The 16,343-nt window shown below is 63.4% G+C and carries 19 protein-coding genes and 1 pseudogene; 12 read left to right on the top strand and 8 right to left on the bottom strand.

Annotated elements, in window-relative coordinates:
* Positions 1-122: 122 nt before the first annotated feature.
* The 7 genes and pseudogenes from hmgA (at position 123) to NKJ32_RS18885 (ending at position 4,865) form a co-directional block, all read left to right on the top strand.
* Entirely contained in the window at positions 123-1,436 is a 1,314-nt protein-coding gene (gene hmgA, locus NKJ32_RS18915; RefSeq protein WP_352755977.1) for a homogentisate 1,2-dioxygenase, read from the top strand.
* A 10-nt stretch (positions 1,437-1,446) separates the two neighbouring features.
* A complete protein-coding gene (locus NKJ32_RS18910) occupies positions 1,447-2,397 on the top strand; it encodes an MBL fold metallo-hydrolase (RefSeq protein WP_352624205.1) in 951 nt (316 codons plus the stop codon).
* Positions 2,394-3,407 (top strand): fumarylacetoacetate hydrolase family protein, encoded by a 1,014-nt coding sequence (locus tag NKJ32_RS18905; RefSeq protein WP_352593142.1) that lies wholly within the window; start codon positions 2,394-2,396, stop codon positions 3,405-3,407. Before NKJ32_RS18910 ends, NKJ32_RS18905 begins: the two co-directional genes overlap by 4 nt.
* A gap of 4 nt (positions 3,408-3,411) precedes the next feature.
* Positions 3,412-3,705 carry a hypothetical protein gene (locus NKJ32_RS18900; protein ID WP_352593145.1) on the top strand — a complete coding sequence of 98 codons (294 nt, stop codon included), beginning with the start codon at positions 3,412-3,414 and terminating at the stop codon, positions 3,703-3,705.
* 4 nt (positions 3,706-3,709) lie between these two features.
* On the top strand, positions 3,710-4,258 hold the full coding sequence (locus tag NKJ32_RS18895) for a DinB family protein (RefSeq protein ID WP_352724504.1): 549 nt from the start codon (positions 3,710-3,712) through the stop codon (positions 4,256-4,258).
* A gap of 50 nt (positions 4,259-4,308) precedes the next feature.
* Positions 4,309-4,567: pseudogene (locus tag NKJ32_RS18890) on the top strand (BrnT family toxin).
* Positions 4,554-4,865 (top strand): BrnA antitoxin family protein, encoded by a 312-nt coding sequence (locus tag NKJ32_RS18885; protein ID WP_352457131.1) that lies wholly within the window; start codon positions 4,554-4,556, stop codon positions 4,863-4,865. The pseudogene NKJ32_RS18890 and the gene NKJ32_RS18885 overlap by 14 nt, the downstream one beginning before the upstream one ends.
* A 19-nt stretch (positions 4,866-4,884) precedes the next feature.
* Here the strand turns inward: NKJ32_RS18885 and NKJ32_RS18880 are convergent, their stop codons facing one another.
* Together NKJ32_RS18880 and hppD are read right to left on the bottom strand one after the other, a co-directional pair.
* Positions 4,885-5,109 carry a type II toxin-antitoxin system Phd/YefM family antitoxin gene (locus tag NKJ32_RS18880; RefSeq protein ID WP_352724505.1) on the bottom strand — a complete coding sequence of 75 codons (225 nt, stop codon included), beginning with the start codon at positions 5,107-5,109 and terminating at the stop codon, positions 4,885-4,887.
* 51 nt (positions 5,110-5,160) lie between these two features.
* A complete protein-coding gene (gene hppD / locus NKJ32_RS18875; RefSeq protein WP_352569813.1) occupies positions 5,161-6,273 on the bottom strand; it encodes a 4-hydroxyphenylpyruvate dioxygenase in 1,113 nt (370 codons plus the stop codon).
* Between the two features lie 139 nt (positions 6,274-6,412).
* Here hppD and NKJ32_RS18870 point away from each other — a divergent pair, with 139 nt between their 5' ends.
* Positions 6,413-6,880, top strand: coding sequence for an Lrp/AsnC family transcriptional regulator (locus tag NKJ32_RS18870; RefSeq protein WP_023674409.1), 468 nt, complete (start codon positions 6,413-6,415; stop codon positions 6,878-6,880).
* 9 nt (positions 6,881-6,889) lie between these two features.
* Positions 6,890-7,216: a hypothetical protein gene (locus tag NKJ32_RS18865; protein ID WP_352724506.1), complete on the top strand. Its 327-nt coding sequence runs from the start codon at positions 6,890-6,892 to the stop codon at positions 7,214-7,216.
* A gap of 16 nt (positions 7,217-7,232) precedes the next feature.
* Here the strand turns inward: NKJ32_RS18865 and NKJ32_RS18860 are convergent, their stop codons facing one another.
* The 4 genes from NKJ32_RS18860 to aztA all read right to left on the bottom strand — a co-directional run bounded on the left by NKJ32_RS18860 (position 7,233) and on the right by aztA (position 10,345).
* Complete coding sequence (locus NKJ32_RS18860; RefSeq protein WP_023674411.1) at positions 7,233-7,571, bottom strand: protein tyrosine phosphatase family protein; 339 nt, start codon at positions 7,569-7,571, stop codon at positions 7,233-7,235.
* 122 nt (positions 7,572-7,693) lie between these two features.
* A complete protein-coding gene (aztC, locus tag NKJ32_RS18855) occupies positions 7,694-8,635 on the bottom strand; it encodes a zinc ABC transporter substrate-binding protein AztC (RefSeq protein ID WP_352724507.1) in 942 nt (313 codons plus the stop codon).
* 22 nt (positions 8,636-8,657) lie between these two features.
* Positions 8,658-9,533: a zinc ABC transporter permease AztB gene (aztB, locus tag NKJ32_RS18850; RefSeq protein WP_023674413.1), complete on the bottom strand. Its 876-nt coding sequence runs from the start codon at positions 9,531-9,533 to the stop codon at positions 8,658-8,660.
* The gene (aztA, locus tag NKJ32_RS18845; RefSeq protein ID WP_352724508.1) at positions 9,533-10,345 is read right to left on the bottom strand and encodes a zinc ABC transporter ATP-binding protein AztA; all 813 of its coding nucleotides are present in this window, start codon (positions 10,343-10,345) and stop codon (positions 9,533-9,535) included. The genes aztB and aztA overlap by 1 nt, the downstream gene beginning before the upstream one ends.
* Positions 10,346-10,557: 212 nt before the next feature.
* Between aztA and NKJ32_RS18840 the strand changes: the two genes are divergently transcribed.
* A complete protein-coding gene (locus NKJ32_RS18840) occupies positions 10,558-10,902 on the top strand; it encodes a RidA family protein (RefSeq protein WP_352724509.1) in 345 nt (114 codons plus the stop codon).
* 377 nt (positions 10,903-11,279) lie between these two features.
* On the opposite strand, the gene hutC is transcribed toward NKJ32_RS18840, so the two are convergent.
* The gene (hutC, locus tag NKJ32_RS18835) at positions 11,280-12,041 is read right to left on the bottom strand and encodes a histidine utilization transcriptional repressor HutC (RefSeq protein WP_352724510.1); all 762 of its coding nucleotides are present in this window, start codon (positions 12,039-12,041) and stop codon (positions 11,280-11,282) included.
* Entirely contained in the window at positions 12,038-13,390 is a 1,353-nt protein-coding gene (locus NKJ32_RS18830; protein ID WP_352724511.1) for a formimidoylglutamate deiminase, read from the bottom strand. Before NKJ32_RS18830 ends, hutC begins: the two co-directional genes overlap by 4 nt.
* Positions 13,391-13,488: 98 nt before the next feature.
* Here NKJ32_RS18830 and hutI point away from each other — a divergent pair, with 98 nt between their 5' ends.
* Both hutI and hutH read left to right on the top strand, forming a co-directional pair.
* On the top strand, positions 13,489-14,724 hold the full coding sequence (hutI, locus tag NKJ32_RS18825; RefSeq protein ID WP_352724512.1) for an imidazolonepropionase: 1,236 nt from the start codon (positions 13,489-13,491) through the stop codon (positions 14,722-14,724).
* On the top strand, positions 14,721-16,256 hold the full coding sequence (gene hutH, locus NKJ32_RS18820; protein WP_352571517.1) for a histidine ammonia-lyase: 1,536 nt from the start codon (positions 14,721-14,723) through the stop codon (positions 16,254-16,256). The genes hutI and hutH overlap by 4 nt, the downstream gene beginning before the upstream one ends.
* The last annotated feature ends 87 nt before the right edge of the window (positions 16,257-16,343 follow it).

Raw genomic sequence — 16,343 nt, 5'->3', positions numbered from 1 at the left:
TGCCGAAATCACCGTTGATGGTTACATTTTCAATGGTTACAAATGAAACCGATATGGTCAACTTGGAGCATCTTTGCGGATGCGCAAACGATGCTCCGAGACCATGAATTCGGGAGGATTCCATGGCCTATTCCTACATGCCGGGTTTCGGCAATGACTTCGAGACCGAGACTTTGCCGGGCTCGCTGCCGCAAGGCCGAAACTCGCCGCAGCGGCCGGCCTACGGCCTCTATGCCGAGCAGCTTTCGGGCTCTCCATTCACCGCGCCGCGCGGCACCAATGAGCGCTCCTGGCTTTATCGGATAAGGCCGAGCGTGAGGCACACCGGTCGCTTCAAAGCGGCGAATTATCCGCTTTGGAAAAGCGCGCCGAACGTCGGCGACCATCAGCTCGCACTCGGCCAGTATCGCTGGAGCCCGGTGCCGATGCCGAAGGAGCCGACCGATTTCATTGCCGGCATGCGCTCGATCACCACCGCCGGCGACGTGCTCGGCCAGACCGGCATGGCGGCACACGTCTATGTCGCCAACCGTTCGATGGTCGACGATCATTTCTTCAACGCCGACGGCGAGTTGCTGGTCGTGCCCCAGGTTGGAGCCTTGCGCTTCGTCACCGAGATGGGGGTCATCGAACTCAGGCCGGGCGAGATCGCCGTGCTGCCGCGCGGTCTGGTGTTCAAGGTCGAACTGGTGGATCCGCAAGTGCGCGGCTATGTCTGCGAGAATTACGGCGCCAAGCTGACGCTGCCGGATCGCGGCCCGATCGGCGCCAACTGCCTGGCCAATCCGCGCGATTTCAAGACGCCCTGTGCCGGGTTCGAGGACAAGGAGACACCGTGCCGGCTGATCGCGAAATGGTGTGGCCAGTTCCATGTCACCGAGATCGACCATTCGCCGCTGGATGTGGTGGCGTGGCACGGCAATTATTCGCCCTACAAATATGATCTTGCGACCTTTTCGCCGGTCGGCGCGATCCTGTTCGACCACCCCGATCCATCGATCTTCACCGTGCTGACCGCGCCGAGCGGCGAGGAAGGCACCGCCAATATCGATTTCGTCATCTTCCCGCCGCGCTGGCTTGTGGCGGAAAACACTTTCCGGCCGCCCTGGTATCACCGCAACATCATGAGTGAGTTCATGGGCCTGATTCATGGTCAGTACGATGCCAAGGAAGAGGGCTTCGTGCCCGGCGGCATCAGCCTGCACAACATGATGCTGGCTCACGGACCCGATGCGTCTGGCTTCGAAAAAGCCTCGCGAGCGGAGCTGAAACCGGTCAAGCTCGACAACACCATGGCCTTCATGTTCGAAACACGCTTTCCGCAGATGGTGACCCGCTATGGCGCCGAGCTCGAAACCCGGCAGGACAACTACATCGACTGCTGGGCCGGCCTGAAGAAGCGCTTCAACGGCACGCCAGAGGGCGACTGGTCTTGAGCGCCGTCGCATGACGGATCGTCTGGTGCTTCTGGGTTCGAAGGGTGGCCCGGCGCTCCGGCCGGGCGGCCCGTGGCCGAGTTCGTCGCTGCTGGAGATTGGCGGCCGCACCATCGTCGTCGATTGCGGGCTCGGCGTAACGCGCGGGCTGACCGATGCCGGCATCAGCCTGAAGGCGCTCGACCTGATCTTCATCACGCATTTGCACTCCGACCATGTTCTGGAACTCGGACCTCTCATCCACACCGCCTGGACCGCCGGCCTGGCGGCGCCCGTCACTTTATTCGGCCCGCCCGGCATCGGCCATTATTGGCAGCGCTTTTGCCAGGCAATGGAATTCGACATCGAGATCCGCATCGCCGATGAAGGCGGGCCGGATATCCGCGACCTGGTCTCGATCGTCGAGTTTGGTGAAGGCCACGTGGTCGGGGAGCGCGGTCTCAAAATATCGGCGCTGCGTGTCGACCACCCGCCGGTGACGGATTGCTTTGCGCTGCGCTTCGATCATGCGGGGCAAGGCATCGTCTTTTCGTCGGATACGGCGTTCTTTCCGCCATTGGCGGATTTCGCCGAGGGCGCCGACGTCCTGGTCCACGAGGCCATGCTGGAAGAGGGTATCGAGCGGCTGGTCGCGAAGACCGGCAACGGCGCAAGGCTGAGGGAACACCTGCTTGCCAGCCACAGCTTTGCCGAGGAAGCGGGTCGCATCGCCACCGATGCAGGCGTCAACAGACTGGTCCTCAACCATCTCATTCCCGCCGACGATCCCGAGATCGGCGAGGCCGACTGGATTGCCGCCGTGAGGAAAACATGGGCCGGCGACTTGACGATCGCCCGCGACGGCCTTGTTGTGGGGCTGGAGCATGATCCCGAAAAGTGGAACCGGTTTTCGGAAGAGATCATGCGTAGAACAAAAAATCAAAGCAGCGCCAAAGCTGCGCCAGGAGAGGAAACCGCATGAAGCTTGCCACATTGAAGGACGGGACGCGCGACGGAAAGCTCGTCGTCGTCTCGCGCGACCTGACGCGGTTTACCGATGCTTCGTTCCTGGTGCGGACGCTGCAGGCCGCGCTCGACGACTGGCATCGGATCGCGCCGCATCTCGCTGCGATGGCCGAATCGCTCGAGAATAATGCGGTGCCGTCTGCCCGCTTTCACGAGCATGACGCCCATTCGCCGCTGCCGCGCGCCTATCAATGGGCCGACGGCTCGGCCTATGTGAACCACGTCGAGCTGGTGCGGAAGGCGCGCGGCGCCGAGATGCCGGCAAGCTTCTGGACCGATCCGCTGATCTACCAGGGCGGCTCGGACGCTTTCCTCGCACCGCGCGACCCAATCCGCATGACCGACGAGACCCTTGGCATCGACATGGAAGGAGAGGTCGCCGTCATCGTCGACGACGTGCCGATGGGTGCAGGCCTCGACCAGGCGCGGGCGGCGATCCGGCTGGTCATGCTGGTCAACGATGTAACGCTGCGCGGCCTGACCGGACCCGAGCTCGCCAAGGGGTTCGGCTTCTACCAGTCGAAACCGTCATCGGCCTTTTCGCCGGTTGCGGTGACGCCGGACGAGCTGGGCGATGCCTGGGACGGCGGCAAGGTCAGCCTGCCGCTGCTGGTCGATCTCAACGGCAAACCGTTCGGCCGGGCGAACGCCGGCATCGACATGACCTTCGATTTTCCGGCGCTGATTGTCCATGCCGCAAAAACGCGGCCGCTGGCCGCCGGCACCATTATCGGTTCGGGCACCGTCTCCAACAAGCTCGACGGCGGGCCGGGCAAGCCTGTCTCGGCGGGCGGCGCCGGCTATTCCTGCATCGCCGAGCTGCGTATGATCGAGACCATCGAAACCGGCGAACCGAAAACGCCGTTCCTGCGCTTTGGCGATAGCGTGCGTATCGAGATGAAGGACCGGGGTGGGCATTCGATCTTCGGCGCCATCGAGCAGAAGGTCGAGAAGTACGAGGGGTAAGAGAATGACAGGCGAGACGTTCTATCTGCTGTGCGGTGCCTGGGCTCTTGCCATGCTGGCGATCTTCATCCAGGCAATCAGGCTGAGCTACCGCATCGAGGCGCGCTCGCCCGGCCTGACCAACCGCAGCGGCTTTCCGCGCAAGGCGATGATGTTTCACACCGTCACCAACACGAATGTCGCGCTGGACGAGGAAACGCAAGGCATGCGGCGGCGCATGATCGGGCTGCTGCTGATTGTTTTGGCTGGGTTTGCGCTTCTATGGGCGGGTGTGTCGCTATTCCGGGTCGCGCCGTGAAGTCATGGACCTGCTGAACCATTTCCGCCGCATGGCGCGCAACAATCTGTGGTCCAACGACCGGCTCTATCGTGCCGTGCTGCAGCTTGAGCCCGGCGAATTCGAGGCTGAAAGGATAAGCTTCTTCCCATCGATCAAGGCAACGCTCAACCACATCCTGGCGGTCGATCATCTCTATCTCGGTTTTCTCGAAGAGGGCCGTGTCGGCGCTGCCGCCTATGATGGCTTCGTGCCCTTCAATGATCCCGAGGCACTGTTTGTTGCCCAGGTCGCGGCCGACCGGCGGCTGATCGCCTTTTGCGACCGCCTGTCGGCCGACGATCTCGAGCGCCGCGTTCTCACCGACCGGCGCGAGGACGGCATGATACCGGAACGGATCGGCGATCTGCTCGCCCATCTCTTCATCCACGACATCCATCATCGCGGCCAGGTGCACGCGATGCTGTCCGGCACCTCGGTGAAGCCGCCGCAACTCGACGAGTTCTTCCTCGATTATGATCTGAAACTCAGGAAAGCCGAGGTCGAGAGGTTGGTGCTCGAAGGTCGCAATTAGTTGTAGTTACGAAAATTATTGACTTAATTATTGTAGGTACATAAATTCTGATGAAGATCGTTTGGGACGAACCGAAACGGTTGGCCAACATTGACAAGCACGGCTTGGATTTTGCGGCGCTTGATGACGAGTTTTTTCTTGCCTCGACAATCCGCACTGCCAAGGCCGGTCGTCTCCATGGCAATTGGCCGGATCATCGATGGCATCGTTGCGGTCGTGTTTGCCCGGCTCGGTTCCGAGGGCATCTCGAAAATTTCGATGCGCCCGGCAAGTCCCGCGGAAAGGAGATTGTTCAATGGCAAAGCGTAAGGTGCGCACCGAGTTCGAAGCTGGTCGCGGCTACAGCAAAGAAGACTGGGAAGCCGTTTCGGAGAATCCGGAATGGACAGAGGAGGATTTTCGAAACGCTCGTCCTTTCGCCGAAGCGTTCCCTGAGCTTGCCGAAAGCATTCGCCGTTCGCGCGGCCGGCCGGCTCTCGATAATCCGAAGAAGCAGGTAACACTCCGTCTCGACAGTGACGTAGTCGCCCGCTTTCGTGCCGGCGGCCCCGGCTGGCAGAGCCGCATCAACGAGATTCTGCGCAAAGCCGCCGGCCTCGCCAAATAGACGTTTGCCTGTGACAGCGTCATTTGGCATACCCGTCCCATTCGGGACCGAGTTCGTCAAAATCGTCGGCAATCCTGATTTTGCCCTTCATGGCGCCGACACGAGGCAGGGACTCGGGCACGGCTAGCGGCACGAGGCGCGCCGCAACCTTGCCGCGACGGGTAATCACAATCTCTTCGCCAGCTTCCGCGCGGCTGACGAGTTCCGACAGTCTTGCCTTGGCCTCTGCGATAGGAATGTTCATGGCCAAAGTCTGAGCTACTACTGACCGAATCGCAAGAAGTCCGGTGCAGCCTTACTCCGCCGCCTGCACCTTCAGCACGCCGCGCTTGATCTGGTCCTGCTCGATCGATTCGAACAAAGCGCGGAAATTGCCCTCGCCAAAACCTTCGTCGCCCTTCCTCTGGATGAATTCGAAGAAGATCGGGCCGATCACCGTCTTGGAAAAGATCTGCAGCAGGATCTTGGTCGTGCCGCCGTCGACCACGCCTTCGCCGTCGATCAGGATACCGTGCTTCTTCATGCGCTCGATCGGCTCTTCGTGGCCGTTCACGCGGGCATAAGACATGTCGTAATAGGTCTCGGGCGGGCCCGGCATGAACTTCAGGCCGTTGGCGGCCAGCCTGTCGGTGGCACCGTAGATGTCGTCGGTGCCGACGGCGATGTGCTGGATGCCCTCGCCATTATACTTCTTCAGATATTCGGCGATCTGGCTGGTCTCGTCCTTGGACTCGTTCAGCGGAATGCGGATCTTGCCGCAGGGCGAGGTGATGGCGCGGCTGACCAGGCCGGTGATCTTGCCGTCGATGTCGAAGAAATGGATCTGCTTGAAGCCGAACAGGTCTCGGTAGAAATCCCACCATTTGTCCATCTGGCCGCGATAGACATTGTGGGTCAGGTGGTCGAGATAATAGAAGCCGACGCCTTCCGGCCTGGGGTCGCGCTCGCCCAGCCAGTCGAACTCGGCGTCGTAAGCCGAGCCCTTCTCGCCGTAAGTTTCGATGAAATAGAGCAGCGATCCGCCGATACCGACGATCGCCGGCACATCGAGCGTCTTGTCGTTGCCTTCATAGGGCGTCGCGCCCTTGGCCACCGCGTGATCGAAGGCATGCCTTGCATCGACCACCCGCCACGCCATCGAGGCGGCGCAAGGGCCGTGCTTGTCGACGAATTTCATGGCATGCGAGCCGGGTTCGGCATTGACGACATAGTTGATGTCGCCCTGCCGCCAGACGGTGATGTCCTTGCTGCGGTGCTTGGCCACCGGCACATAGCCCATGCGGGTGAACAGTTCGGCGAGCTTTTCCGGCTCGGCATGCGCGAATTCGACGAACTCGAAGCCGTCGGTGCCGGCGGGATTGGTTTTGCTGATCTTGGCGGGCGGTGCGTCGTGCGGGAAGGGACCCATGGCATTGCTCCGAAATCTGGAACTGGCCGCGTCGGCCATCTGAACCCAATTATAGCGCGGAGCGAGTGCAAATTGCTTGCATTAAAACGCTTGAAATGGTCTGATCATGCGCGAGTTGTGCACTGCGGACCCGAAATTCATGGATGAGGCGCGCATCGACCAGTTTGACCGCAAGATAATGGCTCTGTTGCAGGGCGATGCACGGCTGACCAACAACGATCTGTCGGAACGGGTGAACCTGTCCGCGTCGCAGTGCTCGCGTCGTCGCCAGCGGCTGGAGGAGGACGGCTATATCAAGGGCTACCGGGCGGTGCTCGACCGCGACAAGCTCGGTTTTTCCCTGGTCAATGTCATCTCGGTGACGCTCGCCACCCACAACCGCGACAATGCGCGGCGCTTCGGCGAATTGGTGGCGCGGCTGCCGCAAGTGCAGGAAGCGCACGCGCTGACCGGCGAGATGGATTATATATTGAAAGTGGTGACGCCGGACCTGAAGTCGCTGTCGGAATTCGTCAACGGCGTGTTGCTGCCGCACGAATCCGTGCAGCATGTGAAGACGGCGATCGTGCTGGAGACGTTGAAGGAGACCGGCGCGCTGCCGATTTGAGTGTAAATCATGTCGAACTTTCAGATCGCCGGCATCGTGCTGTTTCTAGTGGGGATTGTGCCGTTCACGATTGGTAGTCTGATCCACGCCGCGCATGAACCGAAGGCTTGGGAGTTGCGCATCATCAATCCCTGGCCTTCGTGGCTCTATGGCTGGGTCGAACTCACTCATCCGAAGGCGCGCTGGTGGTGCGGTGTCGGCTTTCCGATATGTCTTGCGGGCTTCATCGTACTTTTGGTCGCTACGGTTCCGCTCGTCGATCTTGCGCTATATGTCGCTTTGCTTGTCGCTTTCTTCTGGCTGCGGCGGGTCATAGCCAGACGGCGGCATCACTAAATCATCGGAACGCCTCTCACCCCTTCGACTGCTGGATCAGCCCATAAAGATTAGTGCAGCGGGCGCCGGACCGGCAGTAAGCGAAGACCGGGCCTTCGAGTTCGTCAAGCGCCTCGGCCTGGTCCTCGACATTCTCGGCCGTGATCTGGCCGCTGATGACCGGGATGTAGCGGAAGGCGAGCCCGGCGCCCTCGACCGCCGCTTTGACGGTGTCGGCCGATGGCTGGCCGGGCTGCTCATCGTCCGGCCGGTTGCAGATCACGCTTTTGAAGCCGGCGGCCTTGATGGTCGCGACATCCTCGGGCTGGATCTGGCCCGAGACCGAATAGTCCTCGCTGATCTGACGGTATTCCATGGCGGTGTCCTCGCAATCTGGTTAGCGGCAGTCTTGCCACTCCCTGACCCGGTCGGCAACCGCCATTAGACAGAAATCCGGCCGGGCAATTTCAGCCCGACCGGATGGAGTGACTAGACAGCTCAGCTGCCGAGGATCGCGCCTTTGATCTGGGCGATGTTGTTGTGCATCAGATCGATATAGGTCGCGGCCGGGCCGTCGGGCTGCGACAACGCATCGGAATAGAGCGTGCCGCCCACCTTGATGCCGGTCTCGCTGGCGATCTGCTCGATCAGCCGCGGGTTGGTGATGTTCTCGACGAAGATCGCCGCCGCCTTGTCCTGTTTCACCTGGCTGACCAGCTTGGCGACGTCGGCAGCGGAGGGCTCCGACTCGGTCGACACGCCTTCCGGGGCCAGGAACGTCAAGCCGTAGGCCTGCTCGAAATAGCCGAAGGCGTCATGCGAGGTGATGACGACGCGCTTCTCCTGCGGGATCGACTGGATCGCCGCCTGCACTTCGCCCTCAACCGCCTCGAGCTTTTGCGTATAGGCGGCTGCATTGGCCTTGTAGCTGTCGCAACCCGCAGCGTCGGCCGTGCAAAAGGCGTCGGCGATGTTCTTCACATAGATCTTGGCATTGGCGATCGACTGGAAGGCATGCGGATCGGTGACCGTCTTGCCGCCATCGGTTTCCGCGCCTTCGGCGACATCGGCCTCGGCGAATTCGGGTTTGAAATTGATCGGCGTGACCCCCTTGGTCAGCACGGCGACAGTCGCCTTGGTGGCGCTGGCGTCGACCAGGCGCTGCAGAAAACCTTCGAAATGCAGGCCGTTGACCAGCACGATGTCGGCCTTGGCCATCGCCACCGCATCGGCGGGGCTCGGCTCGTAGACGTGGGCGTCGCCGTCCGGCCCGACGATGGTGGTCAGATCGATGCGGTCGCCGCCGACATTCTTGGCGAAATCGGCGATGATCGTGAAGCTGGCGACCACTTTCAACGGCTCTGCGAAGGCCGAAGATGCGCCAAAGGCGGTTAATGTTATAACGCTCACGGCCAAAGCGGCGCGGATCGATTTCAGCATGGACAGGTTCTCCTTGTTGGGATCAGGCAGTTCTGTGGCGGTGATGAACGATGCGGGCACGCAGGATGCCGCGCGTGCCGAACAGGATCGAGGCGAAATAGACGACGCCGGCGGACAGGATGATGGCCGGGCCGGAGGGCAGCGACGCATGGTAGGACAACAGCAGCCCGGCAATGCAGGAGGCAAAGCCGATCACTGTGGCCAACACGCACATCGGCTCGACGCGCGAGGTCCAGAAGCGGGCCGCCGCCGCCGGCAGCATCATCAGCCCGACCGACAGCAAGGTGCCGAGCGCCTGGAAGCCGCCGACGAGATTGAGCACGACGAGGCCGAGAAAGATGAAATGCACCGGGCTGCCCATCCGGCTGACCGAGCGCAGGAACAAAGGGTCGAGGCATTCGGCGACCAGCGCCCGCCAGAAGATGGCGAGGCTGACCAGCGTCACCACGACGATGCCGCCGATCAGCGTCAGCGCCTCGTTGTTGAGCGCCAGCACGGTGCCGAAGAGCACATGCATGAGATCGACGCTGGAACCGCGGATCGATACCATGAGCACGCCGATGGCCAGCGAAATCAGATAGAAGGCCGCCATCGAGGCGTCCTCGCGCTGAATGGTGAAGCGCGAGACGGCGCCGGCGCCGAGCGCCACGATGATGCCGGCGATCAGTCCGCCGATAGTCATCGGCAGGATCTCCAGGCCATAGAACAGGAAGCCGGCGGCAGCACCGGGCAGGATGGCATGCGCCATGGCGTCGCCGGACAGGCTCATGCGCCGCAGCATCAGGAACACGCCGACCGGGCAGGCGCCGAGCGACAGCATCATCGAACCGGCGAGCGCCCGCTGCATGAAGGCGTAGTCGGCGAAAGGAGCGACGAAAAGACCGTAAAGCACGTCCATCATGCCGTCCTCGGCCCGGAGCCGTGATAATGGTCGTGGTCATGGCCGTGCTCGTGGCCACCGTGCTGGTGATCATGCTCGCCGGGCTCACACCATGGCGCGTTGTCCTCCCAGGCTTCGTGGAAGCGGCGCGCGCGCAACAAATTCTCCGGCCGCAGCGTCTCCCTGGTCTCTCCCCAGGCGATCGGCTGGCGCGCCAGCAGCAGTGTTTCGGGGAAATTCTGCCGCACCAGATCGAGATCGTGGACCACAACCATGATCGTGCGTTCCTCGCCGTGCCAGCGCTTGATCAGCGCGATCAGGTCACCGACCGTCTTGGCATCGACGGCGTTGAACGGCTCGTCGAGCAGGATGAGCTCGGCATCCTGCAACAGCACGCGGGCAAACAGCGTGCGCTGCAGCTGGCCGCCCGACAACGTGTCGATCGGGCGCTTTTCGAAGCCGCCGAGGCCGACGGCCATCAGCGCCTCGCTGACCGAGACGCGATCTTCCCTCGTATAACGGCCGAGCATGCCGCGCCGCGGCCACAGACCAAGCGAAACCAGGTCGACGACCCGGGCCGGAAAGGAGCGGTCGAGTTCCGATTGCTGCGGCAGATAGGCGGCGCGTACGCCGGGCGCCCGGATCACCGCGCCGGCCATCGGCTTCAGGACGCCGACAATGCCCTTCATCAGCGTCGACTTGCCGGAGCCGTTGGCGCCGACCACCGCCGTCAGCGATCCCTTGCGGATCGTACCATTGAGGTGGTGGACCGCAGGATGGCTATTGTAGCCCAGCGTGAGGTCGCGGAAGGTCAGGCAGGTTTGGCTCATGTGACGATCCAAGGGGGCGATGATCGGCGCTGCAGGGGCGGATTCGATATGTGATGTTATTACATTAGTCAACAAGCCAATCGGGCGGAATTGCGGCCGGGCCGTCATCTTGTCTGCTTTGGCTTGGCTCAAGAAGTTCCGCTCGAGCGGCCTTGCCCCCGGCGAACCCGGCCCCTAAACAGGCGCACCGACAAGAAGAGAAGGAATATCCAATGAGCATTCGTCGTATCGATGTAGGCCCGCGCATGAGCCAGATCGTCATCCACGGCAACACCGTCTATCTGGCCGGTCAGGTCGGGAAGCCGGGCGGAAACGTCGGTGCCCAGACCAGGGACATTCTGGCGGCGATCGACGAATTGCTGGCCAAGGCCGGCACCGACAAAACCAAGATCCTGCAGGCGATCATCTGGCTGGCCGACATGAGCACCTTTGCCGAGATGAACGCGGAGTGGGACAAATGGGTACCGCAGGGCAACACGCCGGCCCGCGCCACCGGCGAAGCCAAGCTTGCCGGACCAGAATATCTGGTCGAGATTATTGTTACCGCGGCGGTTTGAGAATGCGGCTCTTTACCCTCCCCCTCGAGGGGAGGGTCGGCGAGTAGTCGAAGCGAAGCGGAGACTGCGAGACGGGGTGGGGTCGGCGAGGTCGCACCGGCCCCCCCCCCCCACCCAAAAAAAACCCCAAGGGGAAAATTTAAACCCACCCCCCCCACCACGCGGGAGGGTTGAACCCCACCCCGCCGGCACCCCCCCCCACCACCCCCCCCCCCCCACCCCCCCCCCCCGGGCGGGGGGGGCCCCCCCCCCCCCCCCCCCCCCCCCCCCCCCCCCCCCGGGCCCCCCCGCGGCGAGGTCGCACCGACCCCACCCCGCGTCACAAAATGCCGCCATGCGGCAATTTGCTCCGCGACCCTCCCCTCAAGGGGGAGGGTTTACCCCTGCGACGGCGTGAACCGCGCCACTAGCGTGTGGCTCTCGGCCGCATAGGTGAAGCGGACATGGGTGACGGGGTGCTCGGCGCTCCATGTCCGCCGCTCGATCACCAGGGACGGCGCGCCCGTCGCGATGTCGAGTGCCGCCGCTACGTGCTTTTCGGCGGCAACCGCGCGGATGCGATGCTCGGCCGCACTCCACGGCACACGGCCGATCAGCCACGGACCGGGCGCGGTGTCGAAAAACGCCTCTTCGGCGGCCTCCGGCACGGCAGCCAGGTTGATCAGCCGCTGCTCGTGGGCGAACGGCCGCTTGCCGGCGAAATGCCGGCATTCCAGCACCAGCACCGGCCCGGCGACGTCGAGTTCCAGCAGGGCGCGGTCGTCGGCGCTGCTGCGCCTTCTGTTTCGCGCTATGCGCTCATAGCGGTAGGGCAGGCCAAGTGCCTCGACCTCGATCCGGATGTCGTGGATTTCGAGAACGGCTGCCTGTGACTGCGGCCGGCGGACAAAACTGCCGGAGCGACGCCGGCGCTCGATCAGCCCGGCCTTGGCCAGTTGCGACAGCGCCTTGTTCACTGTCATGCGCGAACAATTGTATTCGGCCGTCAGTTCATGCTCGAACGGAATGCGGTGGCCGGGCGCCCAGGCACCCGACAGGATCCGTTCGCTGATGTCCGACAGGATGCGCTGGTGCAGCGAAAGAACCTCGCCGCCGTCCGCGCTTCCAGAATCCGCGCTTATTGTCCCGAGCATGCTCATGCCGAAAGCGCTGTCATCACCTTGCGGAACCGCTCGGCGATGGCATCGCGCCTGGCATGCATGCCGCCGCTGACCAGTTTCTTGCCATGCACCCAGACGCAATCGACCTTGGTGCCGTTGGCAAAAATCCAGGCATCAAGGATTGCATCGCCCGTCTTGCCGGCCAGCGATGGATGCTTGCCGTCGAGCGAGACGAAATCGGCCGAGGCACCTGCTGCGATCTGCGAGTGGCCGGCGCCCAACGCGGCACTGCCACCATCGAGCGCTGCATCGAACAAAGCACGGCCGGTCGAGCCACCGGCCACCGCCAGCACGTTGCGGGCGCGGTGGGCGAGGCGCTGCGAATATTCGAGCTGCCGCAACTCGTCCGGCACGCCGATCAGTACGTTCGAATCCGAGCCGATGCCGAAGCGGCCGCCATGCTGCATGAACAAGGACGCGGCAAAGGTGCCGTCGCCGAGATTGGCCTCGGTGATCGGGCAGAGGCCGGCAACGGCGCCGCTTTTCGCCAAATCGGTCGTCTCGGTCTCGGTCATGTGGGTGGCGTGGATGAGACACCAGCGCCGGTCGACCTTGGCGTTGGCAAGCAGCCATTCGACCGGCCGCGCCTCGGACCAGGCAAGACAATCCTCGACCTCCTTCATCTGCTCGGCGATGTGGATGTGGATAGGCCCCTCCGGCGCCATCACCGTGATGTTTTCCAGTTCCTCCGGTGTCACGGCACGCAGGCTGTGCGGGGCGACGCCCACGACGCCTTGATTCAGCGCGCGAATGGATTCGCGGCATTTCTCAACAAGCCGCGAGAACTGGTTCACATCGTTGATGAACCGGCGCTGGCCGTCATTTGGCGCAGCGCCGCCGAAAGAGGAATGCGCGTAGAACACCGGCAGCAAAGTCAGCCCGATGCCTGTCTCGGACGCTGCAGCAACAATGCGCTCCGCCATCTCGGCGATGTTGGCATAGGGCCGGCCGTCGCGGTCGTGGTGGAGATAGTGAAACTCGCCGACGCGCGAGAACCCGGCCTCCAGCATCTCGACATAGAGCTGGGCCGCGACCGCCTCGACCTGGTCCGGCGTCATCGACAGCGCGAAACGGTACATCACCTCGCGCCAGCTCCAGAAACTGTCGGCGGAAGGGCCGCGCAATTCGGCAAGGCCGGCCATGCCGCGCTGGAAGGCATGGCTGTGCAGGTTCGGCATCCCTGATAGCAGGATGGCACGGCGCTCGTCGCCAGGCAGGAGCGAGGTATTCGCCTTGACCGTGGCGATCCTGCCGTCGGAGATGACGATCCGCACATTGCTGTGCCAGCCGTCGGGCAGAAGCGCCTGTTCCGCAAAGATTGCTGTCACGTTTTTCTCCAAATCCCGGTCTGCCGTGCGATGATAGCGCTTGCAGTGCCTTTTCATATGTATATACATAATCGTCACCTATTGAAACGGAAAAGATGATGGCTGCAGAGAGCAAAAGCCGGGCAGGAGAGCTTCGCCTCTGGCGCAATGCGCGCCTCGCGACCATGGCCGAAAGCAGCGCCGGGTCAGGCGTCGTCGAGCACGGTGCGGTCGCCGTGCGCAACGGCCGGATCGTCTATGCCGGGCCGGAAGTCGACATGCCGGCGGCTCTCCGCGAGGGCGCCGAGGCGACCGACTGCGAAGGCCGCTGGATTACGCCCGGCCTGATCGACTGCCACACCCATCTGGTCCACGCCGGCAACCGTGCCAATGAATTCGAGATGCGGCTGGCCGGCGCCAGCTATGAGGAGGTTGCCAAGGCCGGCGGCGGCATCGTCTCGTCGGTCAAGGCGTTGCGCGCGGCGAGCGAGGACGAACTGGTCGGCCAGTCGCTGCCGCGCCTCGATGCGCTGATTGCCGAAGGCGTCACCACCGTCGAGATTAAATCCGGCTACGGTCTCGACCTCGAAAACGAGAAGAAGTCGCTGCGCGCCGCACGACGGCTGGGCGGTGAGCGGCCGGTGACAGTCAGGACCACTTTCCTCGGCGCTCATGCGCTGCCGCCCGAAGCAAAAGGTGACAAGGACGCCTTTATCGATCTTGTTGCAAAGCAGATTTTGCCGGCCGTCGCTGCCGAGGGCCTGGCCGATGCTGTCGACGGTTTTTGCGAAGGCATTGCCTTTTGGCCGGAGCAGATCGCCCGCGTGTTCGATGCCGCGAAGGCGGCGGGCCTGCCGGTCAAGCTCCATGCGGACCAGCTGTCCAATCTGCACGGCGCCGAACTTGCGGCGCGCTATGGTGCGCTATCGGCCGACCACCTCGAATACACCGACGAGGCGGGTGCGGCGGCGATGGCGAAGGCCGGAACCGTGGCGACCATCCTGCCCGGCGCCTACTACTTCATCCGCGAGACCAAGAAGCCGCCGATCGCCTTGTTTCGCCAGTATGGCGTCAGGATGGCCGTTGCCACCGACAACAATCCCGGCACGTCGCCGCTGACCTCGCTGCTGCTGACCATGAACATGGCCGCGACGTTGTTCGGCCTGACCGTCGATGAATGCCTTGCCGGCGTTACCCGCGAGGCTGCCCGCGCGCTCGGGCTGCTTGGACAGACCGGTACGCTGGAGGCCGGAAAATCCGCCGATCTGGCGATCTGGAACGTCGAGCGCCCGGCCGAACTCGTCTACCGCATGGGCTTCAACCCGCTGCATGCCCGCATCTGGAGGGGACAATGACCGAACTCAAGCTAAGGCCGGGCAATGCCACGCTGGCCGATTGGCGCGCCATCTATCGCGGCGCCGCACTGAGGCTCGACGATGCCTGCCGGCCGAAGATCAAGGCCAGCGCCGAGGCCGTCGCCAGGATCGTTGCCAAGGGCGAGCCGGTCTATGGCATCAATACCGGCTTCGGCAAGCTGGCCAGCGTCCGCATCCCCGCCGCCGATCTGGAAACGTTGCAGCGAAACATCGTGCTGTCTCATGCCGCCGGCGTCGGCGAGCCGATGCCCGTCGCAATCTGCCGGCTGATGATGGCGCTGAAGCTGGCCAGCCTGGCACAGGGCGCCTCCGGCGTGCGGCCGCGGACGATCGAACTGATCGAGGCGATGCTGGCCAACGACGTTATCCCCGTGGTGCCGGCGCAAGGCTCGGTCGGCGCTTCCGGCGACCTTGCGCCGCTGTCGCACATGACCGCCGTGATGATCGGCGTCGGCGAGTGCTTTACCCCGCATGGCCGCTTTCCCGCCAAGGTCGCCTTCGTTTCGCATGGCCTGGAGCCGGTGACACTGGGCGCCAAGGAAGGCCTGGCGCTGCTCAACGGTACCCAGTTTTCGACCGCCTATGCGCTTGCCGCTTTGTTCGAGGCGGAAGTGCTCTACCAGTCGGCACTGGTCGCCGGCGCGCTGTCGACCGATGCCGCCAAGGGCTCCGACGCTCCGTTCGATCCACGCATCCATCTGCTCAGGAAACATCGCGGCCAGATCGAGACGGCCGAGGCGTTGCGCAATTTGATGGCCGGCAGCGCCATCCGTGAATCGCACCGCGTCGGCGACGAGCGCGTGCAGGATCCGTATTGCCTGCGCTGCCAGCCGCAGGTGATGGGCGCTGCACTCGACGTGCTCCGCAAGGCCGCCGAGACGCTCGGCACCGAGGCCAACGGCGTCACCGACAATCCGCTGATCTTTGCCGAGGACGACTCCGCACTTTCGGGCGGCAATTTCCATGCCGAGCCGGTCGCCTTCGCCGCTGACATGATCGCACTCGCCGTCTGCGAGATCGGCTCGCTGTCGGAGCGGCGCATCGCCATGCTGGTCGATCCGGCGCTGTCGGGCATGCCGGCCTTTCTCACGCCCAAGCCGGGTCTGAATTCCGGTTTCATGATCCCTCAGGTCACGGCGGCAGCACTGGTTTCTGAAAACAAGCAAAAGGCCTATCCGGCCAGCGTCGATTCGATCCCGACCTCGGCCAACCAGGAAGACCACGTCTCGATGGCGGCGCATGGCGCGCGCCGCCTCATCGGCATGGTCGAGAATGCGACGGCCGTCATCGGCATCGAATTGCTGGCCGCGGCGCAAGGCTGCGATTTCCACGCACCGCTGGCCTCGAGCGCGGCACTGGAGGCGGTGCGCCGGCTGGTCAGGGCAGAGGTGCCGCATCTCGACAACGACCGGCACTTCCACCCCGACATGGAGAAGGCCATCGCCATGATACGCAGCGGCGCGGCGGTGAAGGCCGCGGGTGCGGTGAAACTGCCGGGCGTTGCGTCATGAGGCGGTGTGCCGTGACAGGTCGCGTTCTGTCGCGCCCCCCTCATTCGTGGCGGCCTGTGCCGCAGGCCAGCGGGGGGGGGGTGGCCG

The sequence above is a fragment of the Mesorhizobium sp. M0159 genome, assembly GCF_040322295.1.
GTDB lineage: Bacteria > Pseudomonadota > Alphaproteobacteria > Rhizobiales > Rhizobiaceae > Mesorhizobium.
This window is presented reverse-complemented; position numbering and strand designations above follow the sequence as displayed.